The sequence below is a fragment of the Clostridium sp. BNL1100 genome (assembly GCF_000244875.1).
GTDB lineage: Bacteria > Bacillota > Clostridia > Acetivibrionales > DSM-1351 > Ruminiclostridium.
Map to the genome: position 1 here is coordinate 1,080,960 of NC_016791.1, position 23,138 is coordinate 1,104,097.

General features: G+C 40.8%; 12 protein-coding genes. All 12 read left to right on the forward strand.

From position 1 onward, the window contains the following. The first annotated feature begins 40 nt into the window (after positions 1-40). The 12 genes from CLO1100_RS04450 (at position 41) to pelA (ending at position 23,138) form a co-directional block, all read left to right on the forward strand. Positions 41-1,570 (forward strand): family 43 glycosylhydrolase, encoded by a 1,530-nt coding sequence (locus CLO1100_RS04450; RefSeq protein ID WP_014312555.1) that lies wholly within the window; start codon positions 41-43, stop codon positions 1,568-1,570. 91 nt (positions 1,571-1,661) lie between these two features. Next, complete coding sequence (locus tag CLO1100_RS04455; protein ID WP_014312556.1) at positions 1,662-4,520, forward strand: beta-L-arabinofuranosidase domain-containing protein; 2,859 nt, start codon at positions 1,662-1,664, stop codon at positions 4,518-4,520. Between the two features lie 30 nt (positions 4,521-4,550). Beyond that, the gene (locus CLO1100_RS04460; protein WP_014312557.1) at positions 4,551-6,362 is read left to right on the forward strand and encodes a carbohydrate-binding protein; all 1,812 of its coding nucleotides are present in this window, start codon (positions 4,551-4,553) and stop codon (positions 6,360-6,362) included. A gap of 62 nt (positions 6,363-6,424) precedes the next feature. Next, the gene (locus CLO1100_RS04465; RefSeq protein ID WP_014312558.1) at positions 6,425-9,472 is read left to right on the forward strand and encodes a carbohydrate-binding protein; all 3,048 of its coding nucleotides are present in this window, start codon (positions 6,425-6,427) and stop codon (positions 9,470-9,472) included. A 60-nt stretch (positions 9,473-9,532) separates the two neighbouring features. After that, complete coding sequence (locus CLO1100_RS04470) at positions 9,533-11,863, forward strand: non-reducing end alpha-L-arabinofuranosidase family hydrolase (RefSeq protein ID WP_014312559.1); 2,331 nt, start codon at positions 9,533-9,535, stop codon at positions 11,861-11,863. Between the two features lie 143 nt (positions 11,864-12,006). Continuing rightward, positions 12,007-15,486 carry a glycoside hydrolase N-terminal domain-containing protein gene (locus CLO1100_RS04475; protein ID WP_014312560.1) on the forward strand — a complete coding sequence of 1,160 codons (3,480 nt, stop codon included), beginning with the start codon at positions 12,007-12,009 and terminating at the stop codon, positions 15,484-15,486. Between the two features lie 58 nt (positions 15,487-15,544). Continuing rightward, positions 15,545-17,443, forward strand: a complete 1,899-nt coding sequence (locus CLO1100_RS04480) for a carbohydrate-binding protein (RefSeq protein ID WP_014312561.1) — start codon at positions 15,545-15,547, stop codon at positions 17,441-17,443. Between the two features lie 41 nt (positions 17,444-17,484). Next, positions 17,485-18,957, forward strand: coding sequence for a carbohydrate-binding protein (locus tag CLO1100_RS04485; RefSeq protein ID WP_014312562.1), 1,473 nt, complete (start codon positions 17,485-17,487; stop codon positions 18,955-18,957). 121 nt (positions 18,958-19,078) lie between these two features. Next, positions 19,079-19,969 carry a hypothetical protein gene (locus CLO1100_RS04490; RefSeq protein ID WP_014312563.1) on the forward strand — a complete coding sequence of 297 codons (891 nt, stop codon included), beginning with the start codon at positions 19,079-19,081 and terminating at the stop codon, positions 19,967-19,969. Between the two features lie 22 nt (positions 19,970-19,991). Beyond that, on the forward strand, positions 19,992-21,128 hold the full coding sequence (locus tag CLO1100_RS04495; RefSeq protein ID WP_014312564.1) for a glutaredoxin: 1,137 nt from the start codon (positions 19,992-19,994) through the stop codon (positions 21,126-21,128). 25 nt (positions 21,129-21,153) lie between these two features. Then, complete coding sequence (locus CLO1100_RS04500) at positions 21,154-21,459, forward strand: hypothetical protein (protein WP_014312565.1); 306 nt, start codon at positions 21,154-21,156, stop codon at positions 21,457-21,459. 14 nt (positions 21,460-21,473) lie between these two features. Then, the gene (pelA, locus tag CLO1100_RS04505; RefSeq protein ID WP_014312566.1) at positions 21,474-23,138 is read left to right on the forward strand and encodes a pectate lyase; all 1,665 of its coding nucleotides are present in this window, start codon (positions 21,474-21,476) and stop codon (positions 23,136-23,138) included.

Sequence of the window (23,138 nt, forward strand, 5' to 3'; positions counted from 1 at the left end):
ACATATTTTCAAAAATTAAAATAAGGAAAGAGGTATTTTTATGAAAAAAGTTTGCAAGATATTTGGGCTTTTACTTATTTTTACTACTCTTTTTTCATTCGTATGTTATGCGGATAACCCGATTGTGCAGACATACTATACTGCTGATCCGGCATCGATGATTTATAACGACACCTGTTATCTGTACGTTACACATGATGAGGATACGACAGTAAATGACTTTTATACCATGAACGAATGGAGATGCTATTCAACAACTGATATGGTAAATTGGACAGATTGCGGATCACCACTGTCTTACAAAACCTTCAGCTGGGCAAAGGGAGATGCATGGGCAGCACAGTGTATACCTAGAAATGGAAAGTTCTATTTATATGTTACACTAACTAACCAATATGGTGCGAGAACAGTAGGTGTTGCAGTGTCGGACAATCCTAAAGGGCCTTTTAAAGATGCTCTTGGAAAGCCTTTAATTGCAAATAACGGGGCACAGGATATTGATCCCACCGTGTTTATTGACAGTGACGGGCAAGCCTACTTGTATTGGGGAAATTCTAATGCATACTATGTGAAATTAAACCAGGATATGATTTCCTACTCCGGAAGCATAACTCAGGTATCTCCAAAGCCGTCAGGGTATATAGAGGGTCCATGGCTCTGTAAACGAAACAATTTATACTATTTGGTGTATGCAGGCATGGGATCATCAGGAGAAAATATTCAATATGCTACAAGCAATAGTCCTACAGGTCCATGGACTTCAAAGGGCGCTATTATGAACTCACAAAACAGTTTTACAATTCATCCTGCCATAACCGACTTTAAGGGAAACTCATACTTCTTCTACCATACAGGTGATTTGGCAGGAGGAGGAAGCTACCACCGTTCTGTTTGTGTAGAACAATTTAAATACAATTCTGACGGTACGATACCAACTATACCTATTACTAAAACCGGGCCTGCTCAGGTTCAATACCTTAATCCATTTGTACAAAACGAGGCTGAAACAATTTGCTGGGAGTCCGGAATTGAAACAGAAACATGCAGTGAAGGCGGAATGGATGTAGGCTTTATCGAAAATGGTGATTATATAAAGGTTAAAGGTGTAGATTTTGGTACGGGAGCAGCATCCTTTGTTGCCAGAGTTGCGTCAGCAACAAGCGGCGGCAATATAGAACTAAGACTCGACAGCCCTACAGGTAAACTTGTGGGAACTTGCGCAGTTAGCGAAACAGGCGGTTGGCAGACCTATATTGATAAGTCCTGTACCGTAAGCGGTGCAGAGGGGGTTCATGACCTATACCTGAAGTTCACAGGGGGAAGCGGTTATCTGTTTAATTTCAATTGGTGGAAATTCGAAAAAAGCGGAACACCTACAGTTGTTGGAGATCTCAATGGAGATGACAGCGTAGATGCAGCAGATTATGCATTAATGAAGAAATATATACTGGGATTAATTAATGATTTCCCGGTAGATAACGACATTGAAGCAGGAGATTTAAATAAGGACGGAACTATTGATGCACTAGATTGTGCTGTCTTCAAAAAACTTCTGTTGGGTATTGTTTAGAAACTAACCGATTGGCACTATGATGATTTGGGATTATGACTGGTTGTCAAATTGTTATATCTGGATTTGTAAAATGATCAAGGAGGCAAATATGTTTAAAACTAAGAGGATACTTCTACCATGCTTATTGATATTTTCACTCATATTCAGTGTACAAATACCTTTATCAGTTTCAGCAGCGAGCGTTGAAGCCTTAAAGCAATTCGACATGGAACAGGTAAAAATCACAGATGCTTATTATGTAAATGCATTTAATAAAGAGGTTGCTTACCTACGGGCAATTGATCCAAACCGTTTGTTGGTAGGTTTCAAGAAAGCAGCAGGCTTATCAACAACTTATAGCTATTATGGAGGGTGGGAAAACAATACCCTGATTCAAGGCCATACCATGGGGCATTATATGTCAGCACTTGCCCAGGCTTATAAAAACACCAAGTCCGATGCTACAGTAAATGCAGATCTGAAAAGCCGTATAGATTTGATTATATCCGAGTTACAGGCTTGCCAGAACAAAAACGGAAATGGATATTTGTTTGCAACTCCGGTTACCCAATTTGATGTTGTTGAAGGAAAGGCTTCCGGTTCAAGCTGGGTACCGTGGTATACCATGCACAAAATCATGTCAGGTCTTCTCGACGTTTACAAATTTGAAGGCAACCAAACCGCATTGACAATAGCAACAAATCTGGGGAATTGGATTTACAAAAGAGTAAACGCTTGGGATTCTGCAACGCAGTCGAAGGTGTTGGGTGTTGAGTATGGAGGTATGAATGATTGTCTCTATGAATTGTATAAGCTTACAGGGAACAGCAACCATTTGACAGCAGCACATAAATTCGACGAAACCTCACTATTTAACACAATCGCTGCCGGTACAAACGTTTTACCCGGAAAACATGCCAATACAACTATTCCCAAATTTATCGGTGCCCTGAACCGCTATCGCACGCTGGGAACCACAGAATCGTCATACTTAACAGCGGCACAACAGTTTTGGAATATAGTATTGAAAGACCATACATATGTAACAGGCGGTAACAGTGAAGATGAGCATTTCAGGGCCGCAGGCAAACTGGACGCATACAGGGATAATGTAAATAATGAAACCTGTAATGTCAATAATATGCTGAAGTTGACCCGAGAGTTGTTCAAGGTAACGGGTGACGTTAAATATGCAGATTACTATGAGAATGCATTGATAAACGAGATCATGGCTTCTCAAAATCCGGAAACCGGAATGGCTACATACTTCAAGGCGATGGGAACCGGATATTTCAAGGTATTCAGTTCCCAATTCGACCATTTCTGGTGCTGTACGGGAACAGGGATGGAGAATTTCACAAAGTTGAATGACAGTTTGTATTATAATAATGGCTCAGACCTGTATGTAAACATGTATCTGAGCTCTATCCTGAACTGGAGCGAAAAGGGTCTCTCACTGACACAACAGGCCAATCTACCATTATCAGATAAAGTAACCTTTACTATCAACAGTGCTCCTTCATCAGAAGTAAAAATTAAATTCAGGTCACCATCATGGATTGCAGCAGGACAAACCGCTACAGTTAAGGTTAACGGCACTTCAATTAATATTGCCAAGGTAAATGGTTATCTTGATGTCAGCAGAGTGTGGCAGGCAGGAGATACAGTTGAGCTAACCCTGCCCACTGAAGTAAGAGTTTCCAGACTGACTGACAATCCCAATGCGGTGGCCTTTACGTATGGCCCCGTAGTATTGAGCGCAGGTCTTGGAATTGAAAGCATGACAACTCAATCACATGGGGTTCAGGTTTTAAAAGCAACTAAAAATGTGACTATAAAAGATACTATTAATATCAATACCGCTGCCAGTCCCAGCATTGATAATTGGATTGCCAATATAAAGAATAATTTGAATCAAACGCCCGGGAAGCTGGAATTTACACTGAGAAATACCGACGAGGATAACCATTTGGTATTTACACCCCATTATCAAAGATACAAGGATAGGTACGGTATCTATTTCAAGCTGGGAACGTATGCGGGCACGCAACCTTCGGACAATTTGCTTGCCAATTCGGATATGGAGTCAGGAAATACCACAGGCTGGACTGTAAATGGTGCGGGTACAATTGCCTCATCAACAGTGCAAAAGCACTCGGGGAGCTATAGCCTGCTGCATTCAGGCAGGACAGGAGCCTGGAACGGGCCTATTCAGAATATTACAACAAAAGTTCAAAATGGTAACACGTATACTTGTTCCGGTTGGGTGAGACTGGACAACACTGATAGTGCCCCGATAATAATGACTATCAGAAAAACTGATGACAGCGGAACTTCCTATACCAATATTGCCACCGTTACTGGAAGCAACAGCTCCTGGGTCCAATTGTCAGGTAACTATACGTTAAATGTTACAGGTACACTGACTGATTTGAGCATATATTTCGAAGGGCCTGACAGCGGAACCAATTTATATGTGGATGATGCATCAGTAAAGGTTTATGGGAAAACAACCTTCTATCAGGATACTGCTTTTGGCGGTACTGCGGTGTCGCTGAACCCAGGCAGCTATACAACTGCCCAGCTCACTGCTGCAGGTATTTCTGACAACTGGACATCATCTATAAAAGTACCTGAAGGCTATACGGTTGAGATTTATGATGATGACAATTTCACCGGTACAAAATGGTCCTTTTCTGCAGATAATTCAAACTTTATAGAAGCCGGATGCAATGACAGGATGTCTTCCGTGAAAATTTTCCCCACCATTAGTCAGGTGAAGTATGGGGATGTAAATAGGGACGGCACTATAGATACAATTGACTTTGCACTATTAAAGAAGTTTCTGCTGGGTGATGAGGTTGCAATTGATTCGGTAGCAGCCGATTTGGACGGCGATGAAGCCGTGACGGCAATGGATTTTGCAGTCTTGAAGCAGTATCTGCTGGGACAAATAACAGAGCTTTAAAACAAAAATAATTAGGGGGGATATAATACTATGAAAAAAGTTCGTGCGGTTATTTCACTTGTCCTTTTAGGGCTTACATTTACTATAATAATGGCCCTGAATACCGGGGCATGGGATAACAATCTTGCCAAAACGCCACCGATGGGGTGGAACAGTTGGAATATCTTCCATGGAGATATTAATGAAACTAAGATTAAACAGATTGCCGATACAATGGTAAGTTCAGGAATGAAGGATGTAGGCTATGTGTACCTGAATCTGGATGATAACTGGATGGCAAATCCGGCACGTGATTCCAACGGAAACCTGCGAGCCGACCCTACACGTTTTCCAAACGGGATTAAGGCTTTAGCGGATTATGTACATGCAAAGGGCCTTAAACTCGGAATATATGGATGCCGTGGAACCATGACCTGTATGAATGTTCCTCAAAGCGGAAGCAAAGGCTATGAGGACAGAGATGCAAAGACATTTGCTTCATGGGGCATTGATTACCTTAAATATGATAACTGCAATATACCAAACGGTAGTGACATGAAAACCGATTACCAGAAAATGCAGACCGCTCTTGCAAATTGCGGAAGGCCAATCGTATTCAGCATATGTGCATGGGGATATCAGAGTTGGATGCCTGCAACGGGTAATTTATGGCGTACTACCGGTGATATCGCTGATAAGTGGGATAACGGAACCGAATGGTTCAAAGGTATTATTAATGCAATTGATGGTAATGCCCAATACGCAAGTTCAGCTGTTCCCGGAGCATGGAATGATCCTGATATGCTTGAAATCGGAAACGGTGGATGTACAACAGAGGAATACCGTACACAGATGAGCATGTGGAGTATGATGGCATCTCCCCTAATTGCAGGAAATGATATAAGGACCATGTCACAGACCACAAAGGATATTTTAATGAATAAGGAAGTAATAGCAATAGACCAGGACCCTGCAGGAGTTCAGGGGAAAAGGGTTAAAAGTGCAAATGGTCTGGAGATTTGGGTAAAACCACTGGGTACAAATGGGACAACTAAGGCAGTTGCTTTATTGAACAGGAATTCGGCAACATCCAATATTACAGTTAATTGGTCAGACATAGGTGTAAGTGGAAGTGTTACGGTGAGAGATTTGTGGGCTAAAGCTGACAAAGGCAGTTTTACTGGCTCATATACAGCATCTGTTCCTTCACATGGAACAGTTTTGCTTAAGATTTCCACTGAACCACCGGCACCTGTTGATGCTACAAAGCAAATAGAAGCAGAGAGTTACAGCAATCAGTCAGGAATCCAGACAGAAACCTGTTCGGAAGGTGGAGAGGATGTAGGATATATTGAAAACGGGGACTATACTGTATACAACAATGTAGATTTCGGTAATGGTGTCGGAGGCTTCCAAGCAAGAGTAGCAAGTGCAACCAGTGGAGGCAACATTGAAATACGGCTTGACAGTGCTACAGGCACTCTGATAGGAACATGTCCTATTGCTGCAAACGGAAATTGGCAGACTTATACTGATGCAAAATGCGTAGTCAGCGGGGTAACAGGAAAACATGATGTATACCTTGTATTTACAGGAGGCAGCGGATATTTATTCAACCTTAATTGGTTTACATTTACTCCAGGCAGTGTCAATACGGGAACATTGGGTGATTTAAATTCTGACGGACAAGTAGACGCAATAGACTTACAGTTATTGAAAAAGTATCTTCTGGGATTAGGAGAAATTGAAGATACAAAGCTGGCCGATTTGGATGCCAACGGGGATATTAATGCAATAGATTTTTCACTTCTGAAACAATTTATATTGGGCACGATAACCAGTTTTCCGGGAGAAAAAGTATAAAGGTATTGCCGTTTAAGTATGTGTGAGAAACTCAAATTTTAATATGAGGAGGCTTTTTCGGTATGTGGAGAAAGAAAATTCTATGTATATTTCTTGTGACTGTATTAATGCTGACAATGATACCAATACCTCAACAGACGGTAATGGCTGATACAGCAGGACTTAAGGAACTTAAAGGAACTGATATCTGCAACGGATTAAGAGGACAGAGTTTTAATGAAGGTTGGAAATTTAACAAAGGAGATGTAACCAATGGCCAGAGTATCAGCTTCAATGACGGTGGCTGGTCGGGGGTTACACTGCCACACGATTGGAGCATATATAATACGTTTAATCAATCTTCTGCTGCTGGTGGCGGAGGTGGATATCTGGACGGAGGAATCGGATGGTACAGGAAAACCTTTACAATACCATCGGATTATACCGGTAAGAAGGTATTCATTGAGTTCGACGGAGCATATATGAACAGCCAGGTATGGATTAACGGTACCTTGCTGGGAACCCGTCCGTATGGGTATTCCTCCTTTGAATATGATTTAACTCCATACCTCAATATAGGAGGCAGCAACGTTATTGCAGTCAGGCTCAATAACAACCAGCCTACCAGCCGTTGGTACTCCGGAAGCGGTATTTACCGGAATGTTTGGTTGACAGTATTGGACCCAGTCCATGTGGGCTACTGCGGAATGTTTGTAACAACACCTGCAGTTAGCAGTAGTTCAGCAACTGCAAACGTAAGCACAAAGATATTGAATCAGGGAAGTACTGCAAAATCGGTATCATTAAAAACTACAATTACGGATGCAGAGGGTAATGCCGTAGCCTCAAATACATCATCAGCAAGTAGTATCACTGGTGGTAGCAGCAATACCTTCAGTCAGAATCTGACAGTAACAAATCCCCATTTATGGTCTCCTGCTTCACCATATCTATATACAGTTCAGACCCAAGTTATTGTAGACGGCAATGTATCAGATACATATAGTTCTACATTGGGAATCAGATATTTCAACTTTAGCTCCACTTCAGGTTTTTCACTTAACGGTGTAAATATGAAGATAAACGGGGTGTGCCTACATCATGATTTAGGTGCTCTTGGTGCAGCTGTAAACTATCGTGCCATTGAAAGAGAGCTCCAGATTATGAAGGATATGGGCTGTAATGCAATTCGTACTTCACACAACCCGCCTGATCCTCAGATGCTTGAAATTTGTGACCGATTAGGGTTAATGGTTATGGATGAGGCATTTGACTGCTGGGAAACAGGGAAAACCACCAATGACTATCATCTGTACTTTAACAATTGGGCCCAGACTGATCTTCAAGCAATGGTTACAAGGGACCGCAATCATCCTTCAATTATTATGTACGGTATAGGCAATGAGATTCCTTCACCAACTGTGGCTACAGCCACAAAACTTAAAAATTGGGTAAAGGATATTGATAGCACAAGGCCTGTGACATGGGGCTGTTTCGCCGCTGACATGGGAGATGCAACACATCAGTCGGTTGCCAGTGCTCTTGATTTGGTTGGCTACAACTATTTTCCATATACGTATGATAGTGGACATAACAGCCATCCGGAGTGGAAGATGTTTGGAAGTGAAACAAGTTCTGCGGTCAGAAGCCGTGGGGTTTATAAAACACCTACCAATAAAAACATTTTAACCGACACCGATAACCAGTGTTCTTCTTATGATAACAGTGTGGTCAGCTGGGGTAACAGTGCGGAATCATCATATAATGAAATCAATAAACGAAATTACATGGCAGGTGAATTTGTATGGACAGGGTTTGACTATATCGGCGAACCTACACCTTACGGATGGCCTGCAAAAAGTTCATATTTTGGAATAGTGGATACATGCGGGTTCCCAAAAGATATCTACTATTTTTATCAAAGCAAGTGGAGTACCAAGCCGATGGTTCACATATTGCCCCACTGGAACTGGTCTGCAGGTACTAATGTTGAGGTATGGGCGTACAGCAATTGCGATACGGTAGAATTATTCCTTAATGGAACATCACTGGGCTCAAAAACCGTTGGAACAGCGGGACATCTTTCATGGAGTGTTCCATGGTCTTCAGGGACATTGCGGGCAAAAGGCACAAAAGGCGGTACTGTGGTATACGATGAAGTCGTCACGGCAGGTGCTCCTTCAAAAGTCCTGTTAAAGCCCGACAGAACTTCTGTTAAAGCAGACGGTAAAGATTTGATATATATCGAAACAGACATTGCAGACAGCAAAAATGTGACCGTTCCCACAGCTGACAATGCAGTGAATTTCTCTATATCAGGCCCCGGGGTAATTGTGGGAGTTGATAATGGAAATTCAATAAGTACGGAATCATATAAAGGCAACAGTCGTAAGGCTTTCAGTGGTAAGTGCCTTGTAATTGTACAGCCTACCAAAGTCAATGGAACAATTGTGGTAACGGCAAGCTCCAACGGACTAGCGTCTGCAAGCGTATCAATTAATTCAACAGGAGGAGCGGAAGCACCTATTTTATCTGCATATAAACAGATTGAGGCTGAAAGCTATGATAACCAATCCGGAATCCAAACTGAATCCTGTTCTGAAGGCGGACAGGATGTAGGATATATAGAAAATGGAGACTACACTGTTTATAACAATGTGGATTTCGGCAGCGGTGCCGAAGGTTTCGTGGCAAGAGTCGCAAGTGCCACCAGTGGAGGTAATATTGAGATTAGACTAGACAGTCCAAACGGAACTTTAGTGGGGACCTGTCCCGTTGCCGGTAATGGCGATTGGCAGACATACACTGATGTAAAGTGCAGTGTCAGCGGGGTAAGCGGAAAACATGACTTGTATTTGAAATTCACCGGGGATAGCGGATATTTATTTAACCTTAATTGGTTCACATTTACTGCAAAGAGCTCAGCAAAATTGGGAGATTTGAATTCAGATGATCAAATAGATGCAATAGATTTCCAGTTGATGAAAAAATACCTTTTAGGACAGGGAAATATTGAGAATACAAAATTAGCTGATTTGGATGCAAGTGGTACTATTGATGTTTTAGATTTGATGCTGCTGAAACAGTACTTACTAGGCACTATAACTTCTTTTCCGGGGCAGGGTGCCTAATTGCCCGGAAAGCATGAAATATATAGAACATAAAAATTAATCCGTAAGAGAGGAAAAAAGATGAAACATTTATTTAAAAAAGGTTTTTCCATTATTTTTTGCTTGTTTCTAATATTGACAAGTGTTTCGGCGGTTAATGCTGCGGCCAACCCTAATCCCTCATGGAACGTTGACGAAAGGGTTATTTTTCACAACCAGTGTAGCCCATATGATTACTATGCAGCTAAAGACCCTACTATCGTTTATTATAACGGTAAATACCTTGTTTATTACACAGGTGCAAATAAAAGCGGCGGCTGGCAAATGTGCTTCACATCAGCAAGTACAATTGCAGGATTGAAAACAGCTCCACGTACCTATATGAGTAAAATAGGAGAAAGCTATTTCTGTGCGCCGGAATTGTTCTACTATGAACCACAGAAATTATGGTACCTTGTTTACCAGGATGGTACATATGGGGCAGCTTACGCCACAACAACTACTCCTGATGATCCGAATTCATGGTCAGGGCCGAAATCCTTTGGCATATCCGGCAACATGGGTTGGGATTATTACATAATTTGCGACGATCAGTACGCATATATGTACAATACACCAAGTGACGGGTCAGGAAAACTGTATATGAGAAAAACCGCTCTGGCAAACTTCCCTAATAAGGGCTGGAGCACACCAACTGTTTCATGCTCAAATGTTTTTGAAGCAGCAGCGGTTTACAAAAGTCTTGCCGACAATCAATACTATCTCCTTGTTGAAGCCATGATAGACGGCAGAAGCTACGAGCTGTTCACATCATCAAGTGCAGGAGGACCCTGGACTCTGGTCAACAATAAATGGGCAACAAGAAGCAATCTTACAAAATACAATTCGGACAAATGGACAACTAACGTATCGCATGGTGAACTTATACGTGCAGGATATAATCAGAAACTGGAAATAAACGATATCAACAAGGTGGATTTCCTTATTCAGGGTACTACCGATATGAGCCCTGAATATCAGCAAATCATCTGGAATCTCGGTCTAATCAGAAACTACACCGGAAGCCCTGATACTCCGGTTACCCCAAGATCAGCATTTGAAAAAATAGAGGCAGAGAGCTGGAATGACCAGTCCGGAATTCAGAATGTAACCTGTGATGAAGGAACCGAGGCTGTAGGATACACTGAAAACGCTGATTACAGCGTATACAAGAGCATAGATTTCGGAAGTGGTGCTACCGGCTTCCAAGCAAGAGTATCAAGTGCCACCAGCGGAGGAAAGATTGAAATAAGACTTGACAGTGCTACCGGAACTTTGGTTGGAACTTGCGCAGTTAGCGGGACAGGCGGATGGCAGGTCTTTACAGATGTAAACTGTGCTGTCAGCGGTGTAAGCGGTAAACATGATTTATACCTTAAATATGTTGGAGATAGCGGATATTTAATCAACCTTAATTGGTTTAAATTCAGTAATACACCTGTTATTACAGGTAAATTAGGTGATATAAACTCCGACGGACAAATAGATGCTATAGACTTACAAGTATTAAAAAAATATCTTCTGGGATTAGGAACAATAGAAGACACAAAGCTTGCGGATGTTGATGCTAACGGAGAAGTTAACGCAATTGACTTCTCACTGATGAAGCAATACTTACTGGGTATTATAATTGAATTCCCAGGTGAAGGCACTAAAGAACCTAATACTCCTAAATTCCATTGTTTCTTATTGCTAGGTCAGTCCAATATGGTCGGATATGCTGCATCACAGGCCTCCGATAAGGTGGAAGACCCTCGTGTACTTGTACTGGGCTTTGATAATAACGCTGCACTGGGCAGGGTAACAGACCAATGGGATGTGGCATGTCCTCCTCTTCATGCCTCTTGGCTGGATGCCATCGGACCTGGTGATTGGTTCGGAAAGACTATGATACAAAAGGTTCCCTCCGGTGACACCATCGGACTTATACCATGTGCTATAAGCGGTGAAAAGATTGAGACTTTTATGAAGTCAGGAGGAACCAAATATAGTTGGATTATAAATCGTGCAAAACTTGCTCAGCAAAAAGGCGGAGTAATTGAAGGAATTATTTTCCACCAGGGCGAATCAAATAGTGGTGACACCAGCTGGCCGGGAAAGGTAAAAACACTGGTTAATGACCTTAGAACAGATTTGAATCTGGGGAATGTCCCCTTTATTGCAGGTGAACTGCTTTACAGTGGCCCATGTGCAGGTCACAATACACGGGTAAATCAACTACCTTCCCTGATTACAAATAGCTATGTAGTTTCTGCCGACGGATTGGTTGTAGATCCTGCAGATACACAATACCGTCTCCACTTCGGGCATGATTCATCAGTTACTTTGGGCAAACGCTATGCAGAAAAAATGATTCAGGCACTGAAATGGTAACGGGTAGGGAACTTGGGTATAGGGTGACAAGTACCAGCCGACACCTAAATTATAAAAATAACCCGGAATAGATTCTAAAATATAAGCATAGGCCGGGACACTTTAAAAACCGGCCTGTGTTTTTTTATTAAGGGGGGAATTTCATGAAGATAAATAAGAAATTTATCAGGAGATTCGGTGCTACTATCTTGGCAGGGGTATTGATTACAAGTGGAAATTTACCGTTTAGCGGTTACAAATCAATGGCTGCTTCTCAAGACGCCGTTGAAACTGAGGAGGTTTTTACTCAGGATAATGACTTGAAATTATTGTACAACACCATGGCGGGGAGTAATTTTTCAGGCGACCCGTACGATATTAACGAATCATTTTACAAGGCATTACCCCTTGGAAACGGTCGTATTGGTGCAATGGTTTACGGGAACTATCCTGATGAAAGGATAGATTTGAACGAAGCTACCTTTTGGAGCAGCGGTCCCGGCAACAATAATAGAGCCGGAGCTGCAAACTCTTTGAAAACTGCTCAGGATCAATTGTTTGCCGGCCAATACAAAACGGGTAGCACCACCATTGCTAATAGTATGATTGGCGGCGGGGAAGCAAAGTACCAATCAATCGGAGACTTAAAACTCTTATTTGGACACAGTTCGGTATCAAATTACTCCAGACAGCTTGATATGAATACCGGAGTTGTTTCAAGTGATTATACATATAACGGAAAACAATATCACCGTGAATCTTTTGTAAGCTATCCTGACCAGATAATGGTAACAAAAATTACATGTAGTTCACCGGGTTCAATATCACTTACTGCCGGGTACGAATCTTCACTTACCGGTCAGTATACCGTTTCTACCTCGGGTAATGACACCTTAGTAATGAATGGACACGGGGATTCCGACAATGGTATTTCATATGCGGTTTGGTTTTCAACACGTTCAAAAATTATTAATTCAAATGGTTCAGTTTCAGCTAACAACAACCAAATATCTGTTTCAAATGCAGATTCGGTGGTTATCCTGACCTCTATCCGAACAAATTTTGTAAATTATAAAACCTGTAATGGAGATGAAAAGGGAAAAGCCACTACGGATATTACAAACGCTTCGGCAAAATCATATGATACCTTATACAACAACCATGTTGCAGACTATCAGAACTTATTCAAGAGGGTGGACGTTGATCTGGGGGGCAGCGGAAGCGAAAATAACAAACCTATGGGACAACGTATATCTGAATTTGGCACAACAAATGACCCGAAGTTGGCAAAAGTGCTTTTCCAATACGGAAGATATTTAATGATTAGTGCTTCCCGTGATTCTCAGTCCATGAACCTTCAGGGAATCTGGAATAAATTCCGCAACCCTGCATGGGGGTGTAAAATGACCACTAATATAAACTATGAAATGAATTACTGGCCTGCCTTCACTACAAATCTGGCCGAGTGCTTTGAGCCATTTGTAAAAAAGGCAAAAGAACTTCAGGCTCCCGGTAATGAAACTGCCCGTGCTCATTACAACATATCAAACGGATGGGTATTACACCATAACACCGACTTATGGAACAGAACAGCTCCTATTGACGGTGAATGGGGCTTATGGCCAACCGGTGCCGGTTGGGTTTCCAACATGCTGTATGATGCATACAACTTTAATCAGGACACAGCATATTTGAACGAAATCTATCCGGTAATAAAGGGAGCGGCGGATTTTTTACAAACCCTGATGCAGTCAAAAAGCATAAACGGACAAAATTATCAGGTTATCTGTCCTAGTACTTCACCTGAACTTACACCACCCGGTACCAGCGGAGGACAGGGGGCATACAACAGCTACGGTGTAACGATGGACAACGGAATCAGCCGGGAACTTTTCAAAGATGTAATTCAGGCTGCTGGGATACTCAATGTTGATCCTGCATTCCGTTCTACCCTCCAATCAAAGGTTTCACAGATTAAACCTAATACAATAGGCAGTTGGGGACAATTGCAGGAATGGGCTTATGACTGGGACAGCCAGTCAGAAAGAAACCGTCATATTTCCTTTGCTTATGACCTATTCCCGGGGTTGGAGATAAACAAACGGAATACACCTTCTATTGCCAATGCAGTAATTAAATCCTTGAATACACGAGGAGATGCCGGAACGGGTTGGTCAGAAGCTTGGAAATTAAATTGCTGGGCAAGACTGGAGGACGGAGCTCATGCATACAATCTTGTCAAACTGCTTATTTCACCTGTTAATAAAGACGGACGACTCTATGATAACTTATGGGATGCACATCCTCCGTTCCAGATAGACGGTAACTTCGGATTTACCTCAGGAATAGCAGAAATGCTTTTGCAAAGTCATAATAATGAAATTCAACTTTTACCGGCCTTGCCAAGCCAATGGTCAACCGGACATGCCGATGGTCTTTGTGCTCGTGGAAATTTCACTATTACAAAAATGAATTGGGCAAATGGTGTTTTAACCGGTGCTACTATTAAGTCAAACTCCGGCAATGTTTGTAATGTCCGTTACGGCAACAAAACCATAAGCTTTCCCACAAAGAAAGGATACACCTATCAGTTGGATGGTTCTTTACAGTTGGTAGAACCCGGTACAGTTCTGACAAATGTGGCCTTGAATAAGACTGCCATTGCTTCAGGGTCAAATTCCGGTGAAGAGGGCGGAAAAGCTGTCGATGGTTCAACTACTTCCAAATGGTGTCATGATAACGGCATGAGTGGAGAATGGCTGCAAGTCGATCTTGGCGCAAAGTATGATATCAGTCGCTGGGTTGTGAAACATGCCGGCGTTGCTGAAGCAATTAGATTCAATACCAGGGATTTCACCCTGCAAAAGAGTGATGACGGAACTACATGGACTGATGTAGATGCAGTTTACGGAAACCAGCAGAATATTACCGACAGAAATGTTCCGACCTTTAATACAAGATATGTGCGTCTGTATATCAATACAGCCACTCAGGATAACTCCGGGGGTGCCAGAATTACTGAACTAGAACTCTGGGGCAAACCCAGCATTGATATTCCGAAATCTGCGTTTTCACAGATAGAAGCCGAAGAGTTCAGCAGCCAATACGGAGTACAAGCTGAAACCTGTAGCGAAGGTGGGCAGGATGTCGCATTTGTTGAAAATGAAGATTTTACTGTTTATAGCAATATTGATTTCGGACAAGGTGCCCAAAGCTTTCAGGCTAGGGTATCAAGTGCTACCAGTGGAGGAAACATTGAAATCAGGCTTGACAGTATTGACGGCCCCTTGGTAGGAACTTGCCCCGTTACGGGAACAGGTGATTGGCAGACTTGGGCTGATGTAACCTGTAATGTCAACGGAGCAAGCGGTAAACATGATTTATACCTGAAATTTACCGGAGGCAGCGGATACTTGTTTAACCTTAACTGGTTCAAATTCTCTAATGCACCCATTGTAACAGGAAAACCGGGTGATATAAATAACGACGGACAAATAGATTCAATAGATTTACTGCTGTTAAAAAAATATCTATTGGGATTAGAGACAATAGAAAATACGGAATTGGCTGATCTGGATGCGAATGGTGAGGTAAATGCAATTGATTTCTCACTGCTGAAGAAATATCTGCTTGGGACAATATAGCCATTTTAGCCAAGAATCAAATGGGTTAACTGTTAAAATTTATAAGGAGGATAAAAGTATGAAACCATATTTTAAAAAAATATTAAGTGTACTTTTGATTTGTTTAATTGTTTTTTCGCTTGTATTCACAGTACAGATAACAGAGGTTTTAGCAGCAAGTGATGTAACTGTTAATCTGTCAGCGGAAAAGCAGGAAATGCGTGGCTTTGGTGGAATGGTTCACACTGGTTGGCAGTCGGATTTAACTGCCGCTCAAAGAGAAACAGCTTTTGGTAATGGAGATGGGCAGCTGGGTTTTACTATTTTAAGAATCCATGTTGACGAAAACAGTAGTAACTGGTCAAGAGAAGTAGCAACTGCTAAAAGTGCTATAGCACACGGCGGTATTGTTTTTGCCTCCCCTTGGAATCCTCCGACAGCAATGCAGGAAAAATTCACTCGTAATGGCACTGCTAATCAGACACGTTTGAAATACGACCAATATGATGAATATGCACAGCACCTGAATAATTTTGTAAAATATATGAAAGACAACGGAGCACCACTTTATGCCATATCTGTTCAGAACGAGCCTGATTACGCACATACATGGACATGGTGGACACCGCAGGAAATGCTTAATTTCATGAAAAACAATGCAGGCTCAATTACCGGTGCAAAGGTAATAGCTCCTGAATCCTTCCAATACTTAAAGAACATGTCAGACCCAATATTGAACGATTCTACAGCTCTTGCAAATATGGATATTCTAGGTGCGCATTTCTATGGTACAAGTGTCAGCAACATGCCGTATCCCCTTTTCCAACAAAAAGGAGCGGGAAAAGAGCTTTGGATGACAGAAGTATATGTTCCAAACAGTGACGCCGACTCGGCAGACCGCTTTCCTGAAGCGTTGGATGTTGCGTATAACATGCACAATGGTATAGTTGAAGGTAATTTCCAGGCATATGTATGGTGGTACATACGCAGGTCATATGGCCCTATGAAAGAGGACGGGACCATGAGTAAACGTGGTGCCATGATGGCTCAGTACTCCAAATTTGTTCGTCCGGGATACGTAAGAGTTGATGCAACAAAGAACCCGGATACAAACGTATTTATATCCGCTTATAAAGGCGATGGCAAGGCCGTAATTGTTGCCATTAACAAAGGAACTTCCGCAGTAAGCCAGAAGATTAATTTGCAGGGAGCGTCAGCAGTATCTAAAGTATCTTCCTGGGTAACCGACGGCAGTAAAAATGTTGCAGCATCAACTTCATACACCGGAGCATCTTTTACAGCTCAACTTCCGGCTCAGAGTGTTACAACCTTTGTAGCAGACCTTGGAACCATAACTCCTGTAGAAAAAGATGCTTTTTCGCAATTGGAAGGAGAAGCTTATGATGACCAGTCCGGAACTCAGAACGGAAGCTGCAACGAAGGAGGGGAATGCCTCGGATATATAGAAAACGGTGATTATGCAGTTTATAAGAATGTTAATTTCGGAGAAGGTGCACAAAGCTTTAAGGCAAGAGTATCAAGTGCCACCAGCGGAGGAAACATTGAAATCAGGCTTGACAGCCCTACCGGTACTTTAGTAGGTACCTGTCCGGTTATCGGAACAGGAGCCTGGCAGAATTGGGCTGATGTAATCTGTAATGTCAGCGGAGTAACGGGGAAACATGACTTATACCTGAAATTTACCGGGGACAGCGGATATTTGTTCAACATCAACTGGTTCAAGTTCAGTAATGCACCGATTGTAACTGAAAAACCGGGTGACATAAATAATGACGGGCAAATAGATGCGTTAGATTTACTGTTGTTGAAAAAATATATTTTGGGATTAGAGACAATAGAAAATACAAACTTGGCTGATTTGGATGCAAACGGTGAGGTGAACGCAATTGATTTCTCACTACTCAAGCAATATCTGTTGGGACTAATAACTGTTTTACCTACACAGGGAGCAGTATAACCACTAAAACTAACCAAAATAATAAGAAAGGAAGAAAAGAGATGATAAAAAAGTTAACTATTACTATCACATTGTGCATGATAATGATTTTAAGCTCTACTATGCCTTTGTTTGCAGGTCAAAACAGAACTATTACAGCTGATCCACCGTCAGGTTACCGTGATTACAGGGCTAATATACCACACGGAAGCTATAGTGCAGTCACATACTACTCAAATTCAGAAAAAAAGAACCGCACTATGGGAGTTTATCTGCCACCGAACTATTCTCAAAGTAAATCATACAACACAATTTACTTTTTGCATGGAGGCGGTGGTACATATAAGGAAGGTTATGACTATTGCAGACCTGACATTATGATGGACAATCTATTAGCTGATGGGAAAATAGACCCTGTGATTGTTGTAATGCCGGATTATAATAGCCCTGCACTTGCAAATGGTTTTGAACAGGAAATGATAAATTCAATTATTCCTTATATGGAAAGTAAATATTCAGTAGTAAAGAACAAGGATGGCAGAGCACTTTGTGGCTATTCAATGGGAGGCATACATACTGTTGACATTGGTTCAAAGCATTATGACACATTCTCTTACCTTGGTTGTTTTTCAGGTGCTACAGATACAACATCAGACGGACCCCAGTTCTCAGCCATATATAACAAACCTACTGCTACAAATGAACAGATTAAAACATTGATGCTTAGTTGCGGTATAGAAGACTTCTATGGCATTTATGCAAAAACTGTTGCGGTTCATAATGGATTGACTCAGAGGGGAATAAACCATCTTTATCATTATTGCAGTGGCAACCATGATGCTACTTTCTGGTCAAAAACCCTCTACCATTTTTCAATCAACATCTTCGGAAGAATAGATGGAAATAGTAACGCAACCCCAGTCGAAAGAGATGCTTTTACAAAATTGGAAGCTGAGAGTTACAACGACCAATCAGGAGTCCAAACTGAAACCTGCAATGAAGGCGGAAGTGCTATTGGTTATATCGAAAACGGGGATTATGCTGTTTATAGCAATGTCAATTTTGGTACCGGTGCAACAAGCTTTAAAGCAAGAGTATCAAGTGCCACCAGCGGAGGCAAGATTGAAATAAGACTTGACAGTCCAACCGGAACCTTGGTTGGGACATGCCCTGTTGCAGGAACCGGTGATTGGCAGACCTTTAGTGATGTAGAGTGTAATATAAGCGGGGTAAGTGGAAAACATGACTTATATCTTAAATTTACTGGAGAAAGCGGATACTTATTCAACCTTAACTGGTTCACATTTACTAAAGAGAATAATACAGTGAAAATAGGTGATTTAAATGGGGACGGGCAGATAGATGCAATTGATTTTCAAATAATGAAAAAGCACCTGTTGGGCCTGGGTACAATTGAAAACACAAAAGTTGCTGATTTGGATGCCAACAGCACAGTGGATGCACTGGATCTTTTACTGCTAAAACAGTACTTACTGGGTACTATAACTGTTTTCCCCGGACAAGGTGCAGTATAATGCAATAGTTATCTACCGGGATAGCTAAAGTAATATTCCAGTCAGGTAAATTAGCTTAACAAAGACCGTTACCTGATTGGAATCCACTAATAAAGTACATTTAAATAGGTGGTGGTAGAGTGTGAAAAAACATGTTATTCCTGCGGCGCTTGCTATAGTTGTTCTGATAGTAATTTTAACAGCCTCCTGCTCGGACCGCCGTAAAAGTTTGGAGCTTTTGTCAGGTGATGCAATTCCCTCAAATGCTAAACTATTCAGTGTTTCCGGTGAATCATATAAAATAAGCGATGTAAAAAATAAATATAAAGTAGTGTTTTACCTTGACAGTACAAATGAAGATTGTATGAAAAGGCTGGCCTGCATTTCAAAAACAATTAGTCTTCTCAGCTGCAAAGATATCAGGTATTTATTAGTTTGGGAAGACATGATACCTGTAGAGGATATACAAAAAGCAGGAATTGATGAAAGTTATAATTATTCTCTAAAACAAAAGGTAAGTCTCAGTGAATCAAAGCCAAATGCTTTTCTTGTGGATGAAAACAACAAAATTGTAACGGTAACGGGTTACAGCTACATATCTTTAATAAACGAATTGATTAATTTGAGCGGGAAAACAGATTTAAGTGTTAAGGCAGGAGAAATGATTGTAAATAATGTATCCAAGTCAGGTAATTTCCCCGGTAATCACAACGGAAAGACCCTTCTTATGTTTATGTCATCAGGCTGCAAGATATGTAGAGTCAGTGAAGATATTGTGAGTAAAAATATTGATTCCATGGGTAAAAAAATAAATGTAATAACTGTACGTCCGGATTTTGATACAAGACATTCTTATGATAAGAATTTTGAAATTGACCCCCAACAGATATATTTTAATATATTCAGCCATAAACAGGGTATCCAAGCTTCAAACCGAAAATACCCAATGTTTTTAATAATAAATAAAGACTTTTCTGTTGAAAAGCTATTTACAGATGCCAATGAGGCAGTTAAATACATATTGGGGTTATAAACTGGCAGATGGGGAGTATACAATGAGAAAGTTTACGCTTTTCCTTTTAGTATTGTTATTATTGGCACATGGAAGTGTTTTCAGGTCTTGGGCTGAAAGTGAAAATAAAGTCATGTCAGTATACTTTTACAGCCCTACATGTGCCTCCTGCAGTAGTATGTCGGACTTCCTTGAAAATTTTAGTGAAAGCCATAAAAACCTTGATTTAAGGAAGTATGATATATCTGATTTGAGAAACAAAAGTCTGCTGGACAAGTATAGTGAAGTATACAATGTTTCCCCGGAAGATGAGGGGATTGTTCCGGTTGTATTCATCAGGGACAAATATTACACAGATGAAGAGTTCATTAAAACTAATCTTGAAAAAGTGTTAAATACCCCCGGGGCCAAAACACTAGAGATTAATAAGCTGGTAGAAACCCATGAAAAAGATATTAGGAGGTTTAAAGGCTTTACGACTCCAAGCGTATTCCTGGCAGGTGTTATTAATGGTTTAAATCCCTGTTCCTTGTCCATGCTGCTGTTTTTTTTGTCCCTACTAACTGTAAAAAAAGAAAAAATACTGAAAATAGGAATGTCTTTTATTTCGGGCAAGTTTCTTGCATATGTACTGCTGGGAACAATTCTGTTCCGGTTTTTGTCAATGTTTGATTTCAGGCTATTTAATACATTTTTTAAGATAATTTTCGCAGTTGTGCTTCTAGTCCTGATTGTTATGTGCATACAGGATTATTTTGCAGCCAAAGCTGAAAGATATGATAAAATACGTCTGCAACTTCCCGAAGTACTTAGAAGGTTCAACCATGGGGTAATAAAAAAAGTATCGGGATTTGCAAATCTGAAAATAATATTGTTATTTGGCTTCCTGCTTGGAATGATTATATCCTTGGGGGAGTTTCTGTGTACAGGGCAAATCTATCTTGCTACTATTATTACAATTTTTCAGACAAATTCCCAGTTAAGCCTTCATGCATTGACTTCCCTCCTTGTATATAATTCGGGAGTCATTTTGCCTCTTGTCATATTATTATTTCTGGTGTACAAGGGCAAAGAAATTTTTGAGGTGTCAGAGGCAATAAGGGAACGACTTCATATTATTAAGATGATAAATGCACTAATTTTAGCTTTATTCGTTATAATAATTCTTTTGTTCTTTTAAGCCTTAATTGGAGGTGTAAAACCACATGCATCCTAAAAAAATAATGTTTATAGATGAAAAAGACAGCATCAAATATGAATTTAATTTAAATTCACTGCCTTTAAATGACATTAAAATCATTGAAAAAAGTGTAGAATTATTTAATGATCGTGAGCCATGTATTATTCACAAATCATTTGTAATAAAAAAGCTCATGCTTGAAATAAATGAATATTTCGACGAAGTGCTCCCCTTAGGAAAGGGACAAATTGTATTAGAGGAGATACCAAAAAGCATTAGAGGGCTTTTGAACATAAGTTATGATATTGTAAAAATTCAACTTAATTCGTAAGGAGGTATTGGAAAATGAAAAAAAGTATAAAAACTCAAATTCCAAAGGCATTATACATAACAATGCTAGTTTCGGTTTTTTCTTTAATTTTATTATTTCCCAAACACGCATTTGCTTCAACCCCTGATTGGAGCAGTGTATTTAAAAATTCAGACTCATGGTTTGGCAGTTCAGAAGGAATTGCACTTGCAGACAGTATAGTTCAGTACCAGCTTGCAGACGGAGGCTGGAGGAAGGACATGACAACAAGCACCAGCGGGTCATGGGGCAAATCTACAATAGACAATGATACTACCACTTCTCAGATAAAAGTTTTAGCAAAGACTTACAATCAGACCAAAAACACTAAATATCTGACTGCTTGTCAAAAAGGTATTGACCTTTTACTGAGCGGACAGTATTCCAACGGTGGATGGCCCCAAGTATTCAACGATGCGGGAACATATCATGCACACATTACCTACAATGATAATGCTATGATTCATGTTATGAACTTATTAACCGATGTATCAAAAAAGTCAGGGGATTATACCTTTATAGACTCCACCAGAGCATCAAGAGCAAGCAGTGCTATTCAAAAAGGTATTCAATGCATATTAAATACACAAATAATTGTCAATGGTGTAAAAACCGCATGGTGTCAGCAACACGACGAAGTGACTCTGAAGCCTACAAGTGCAAGGGCCTATGAATTGCCCTCAATTTGTACCAGCGAGAGTGTAGGTATAGTAAATTATCTCAAAGGAATCAGCAACCCGGGTACAGAAATAACAAATGCTATTAACTCTGCCGTTAACTGGTTTGCAAAGGTTAAAATACTGGGGATTAAAGTAGTTGACACAGGAGATGACAGAATAGTTGTCAGCGATCCTTCGGCACCGCCTATATGGGCACGCTTTTATGAAATCGGTACCAATAAGGCAATGTTTGTTGACCGTGACGGCTCAATCCATTATCAGTTATCAGAAATAAGTCAGGAAAGAAGAGACGGGTATGCTTGGTACGGCGATTGGCCCAAAACCCTTGTTAAAGATATCGTTATACCCACACCTGAACCTATTCCCGATGGTCAATATATCAAATCTCTAATTGTAAGGGATACGGATAATGCCACAGATTGGTCTATTCAGACAAATTTACAGGTGGGAGATACAATATATGGAGACAGGGCTTTCAAATTTGTTCAAATTCCCCAAAGCCTTACAGGTGCTGAATGGGTAAGAACAGCATGTGATTCGAAACTATACACATCAGATGAAGCTACCTTTACTGCAAAATCAAATATAACTGTCTATGTGGCTTTGGACACAAGAGTTACCAGCATACCTGCCTGGTTTGGCAGCTGGACCAAAACCGGCGAATCATTAAGTACAGATAATGCCGTAACATACAATATTTACAAAAAGGATTTTACTGTCGGTTCAAGTGTGGTACTTGGAACTAACGGGGCATCTTCCAGTGTAGTGAATTATACCGTGATCGTAAAACCTATATCAGCAATTCTGAATGGAGACGTAAACGGAGATGGAACAATAGATGCACTGGATTTTGCACTGATAAAAAGGTATTTACTGACCGGAGTAACTGACGGCATGAATTTACAGGCAGCAGATGTAAATAATGATAATTCTGTAAATGCAATTGATCTGGCACTCATCAAAAGTTATATTTTGTACTAA

Coding starts and splice junctions, on each gene's coding strand:
- pelA (WP_014312566.1), top strand. CDS start 21,474: ATGAAAAAAAGTATAAAAACTCAAATTCCAAAGGCATTATACATAACA.
- CLO1100_RS04465 (WP_014312558.1), top strand. CDS start 6,425: ATGTGGAGAAAGAAAATTCTATGTATATTTCTTGTGACTGTATTAATG.
- CLO1100_RS04455 (WP_014312556.1), top strand. CDS start 1,662: ATGTTTAAAACTAAGAGGATACTTCTACCATGCTTATTGATATTTTCA.
- CLO1100_RS04470 (WP_014312559.1), top strand. CDS start 9,533: ATGAAACATTTATTTAAAAAAGGTTTTTCCATTATTTTTTGCTTGTTT.
- CLO1100_RS04460 (WP_014312557.1), top strand. CDS start 4,551: ATGAAAAAAGTTCGTGCGGTTATTTCACTTGTCCTTTTAGGGCTTACA.
- CLO1100_RS04500 (WP_014312565.1), top strand. CDS start 21,154: ATGCATCCTAAAAAAATAATGTTTATAGATGAAAAAGACAGCATCAAA.
- CLO1100_RS04480 (WP_014312561.1), top strand. CDS start 15,545: ATGAAACCATATTTTAAAAAAATATTAAGTGTACTTTTGATTTGTTTA.
- CLO1100_RS04475 (WP_014312560.1), top strand. CDS start 12,007: ATGAAGATAAATAAGAAATTTATCAGGAGATTCGGTGCTACTATCTTG.
- CLO1100_RS04485 (WP_014312562.1), top strand. CDS start 17,485: ATGATAAAAAAGTTAACTATTACTATCACATTGTGCATGATAATGATT.
- CLO1100_RS04450 (WP_014312555.1), top strand. CDS start 41: ATGAAAAAAGTTTGCAAGATATTTGGGCTTTTACTTATTTTTACTACT.
- CLO1100_RS04495 (WP_014312564.1), top strand. CDS start 19,992: ATGAGAAAGTTTACGCTTTTCCTTTTAGTATTGTTATTATTGGCACAT.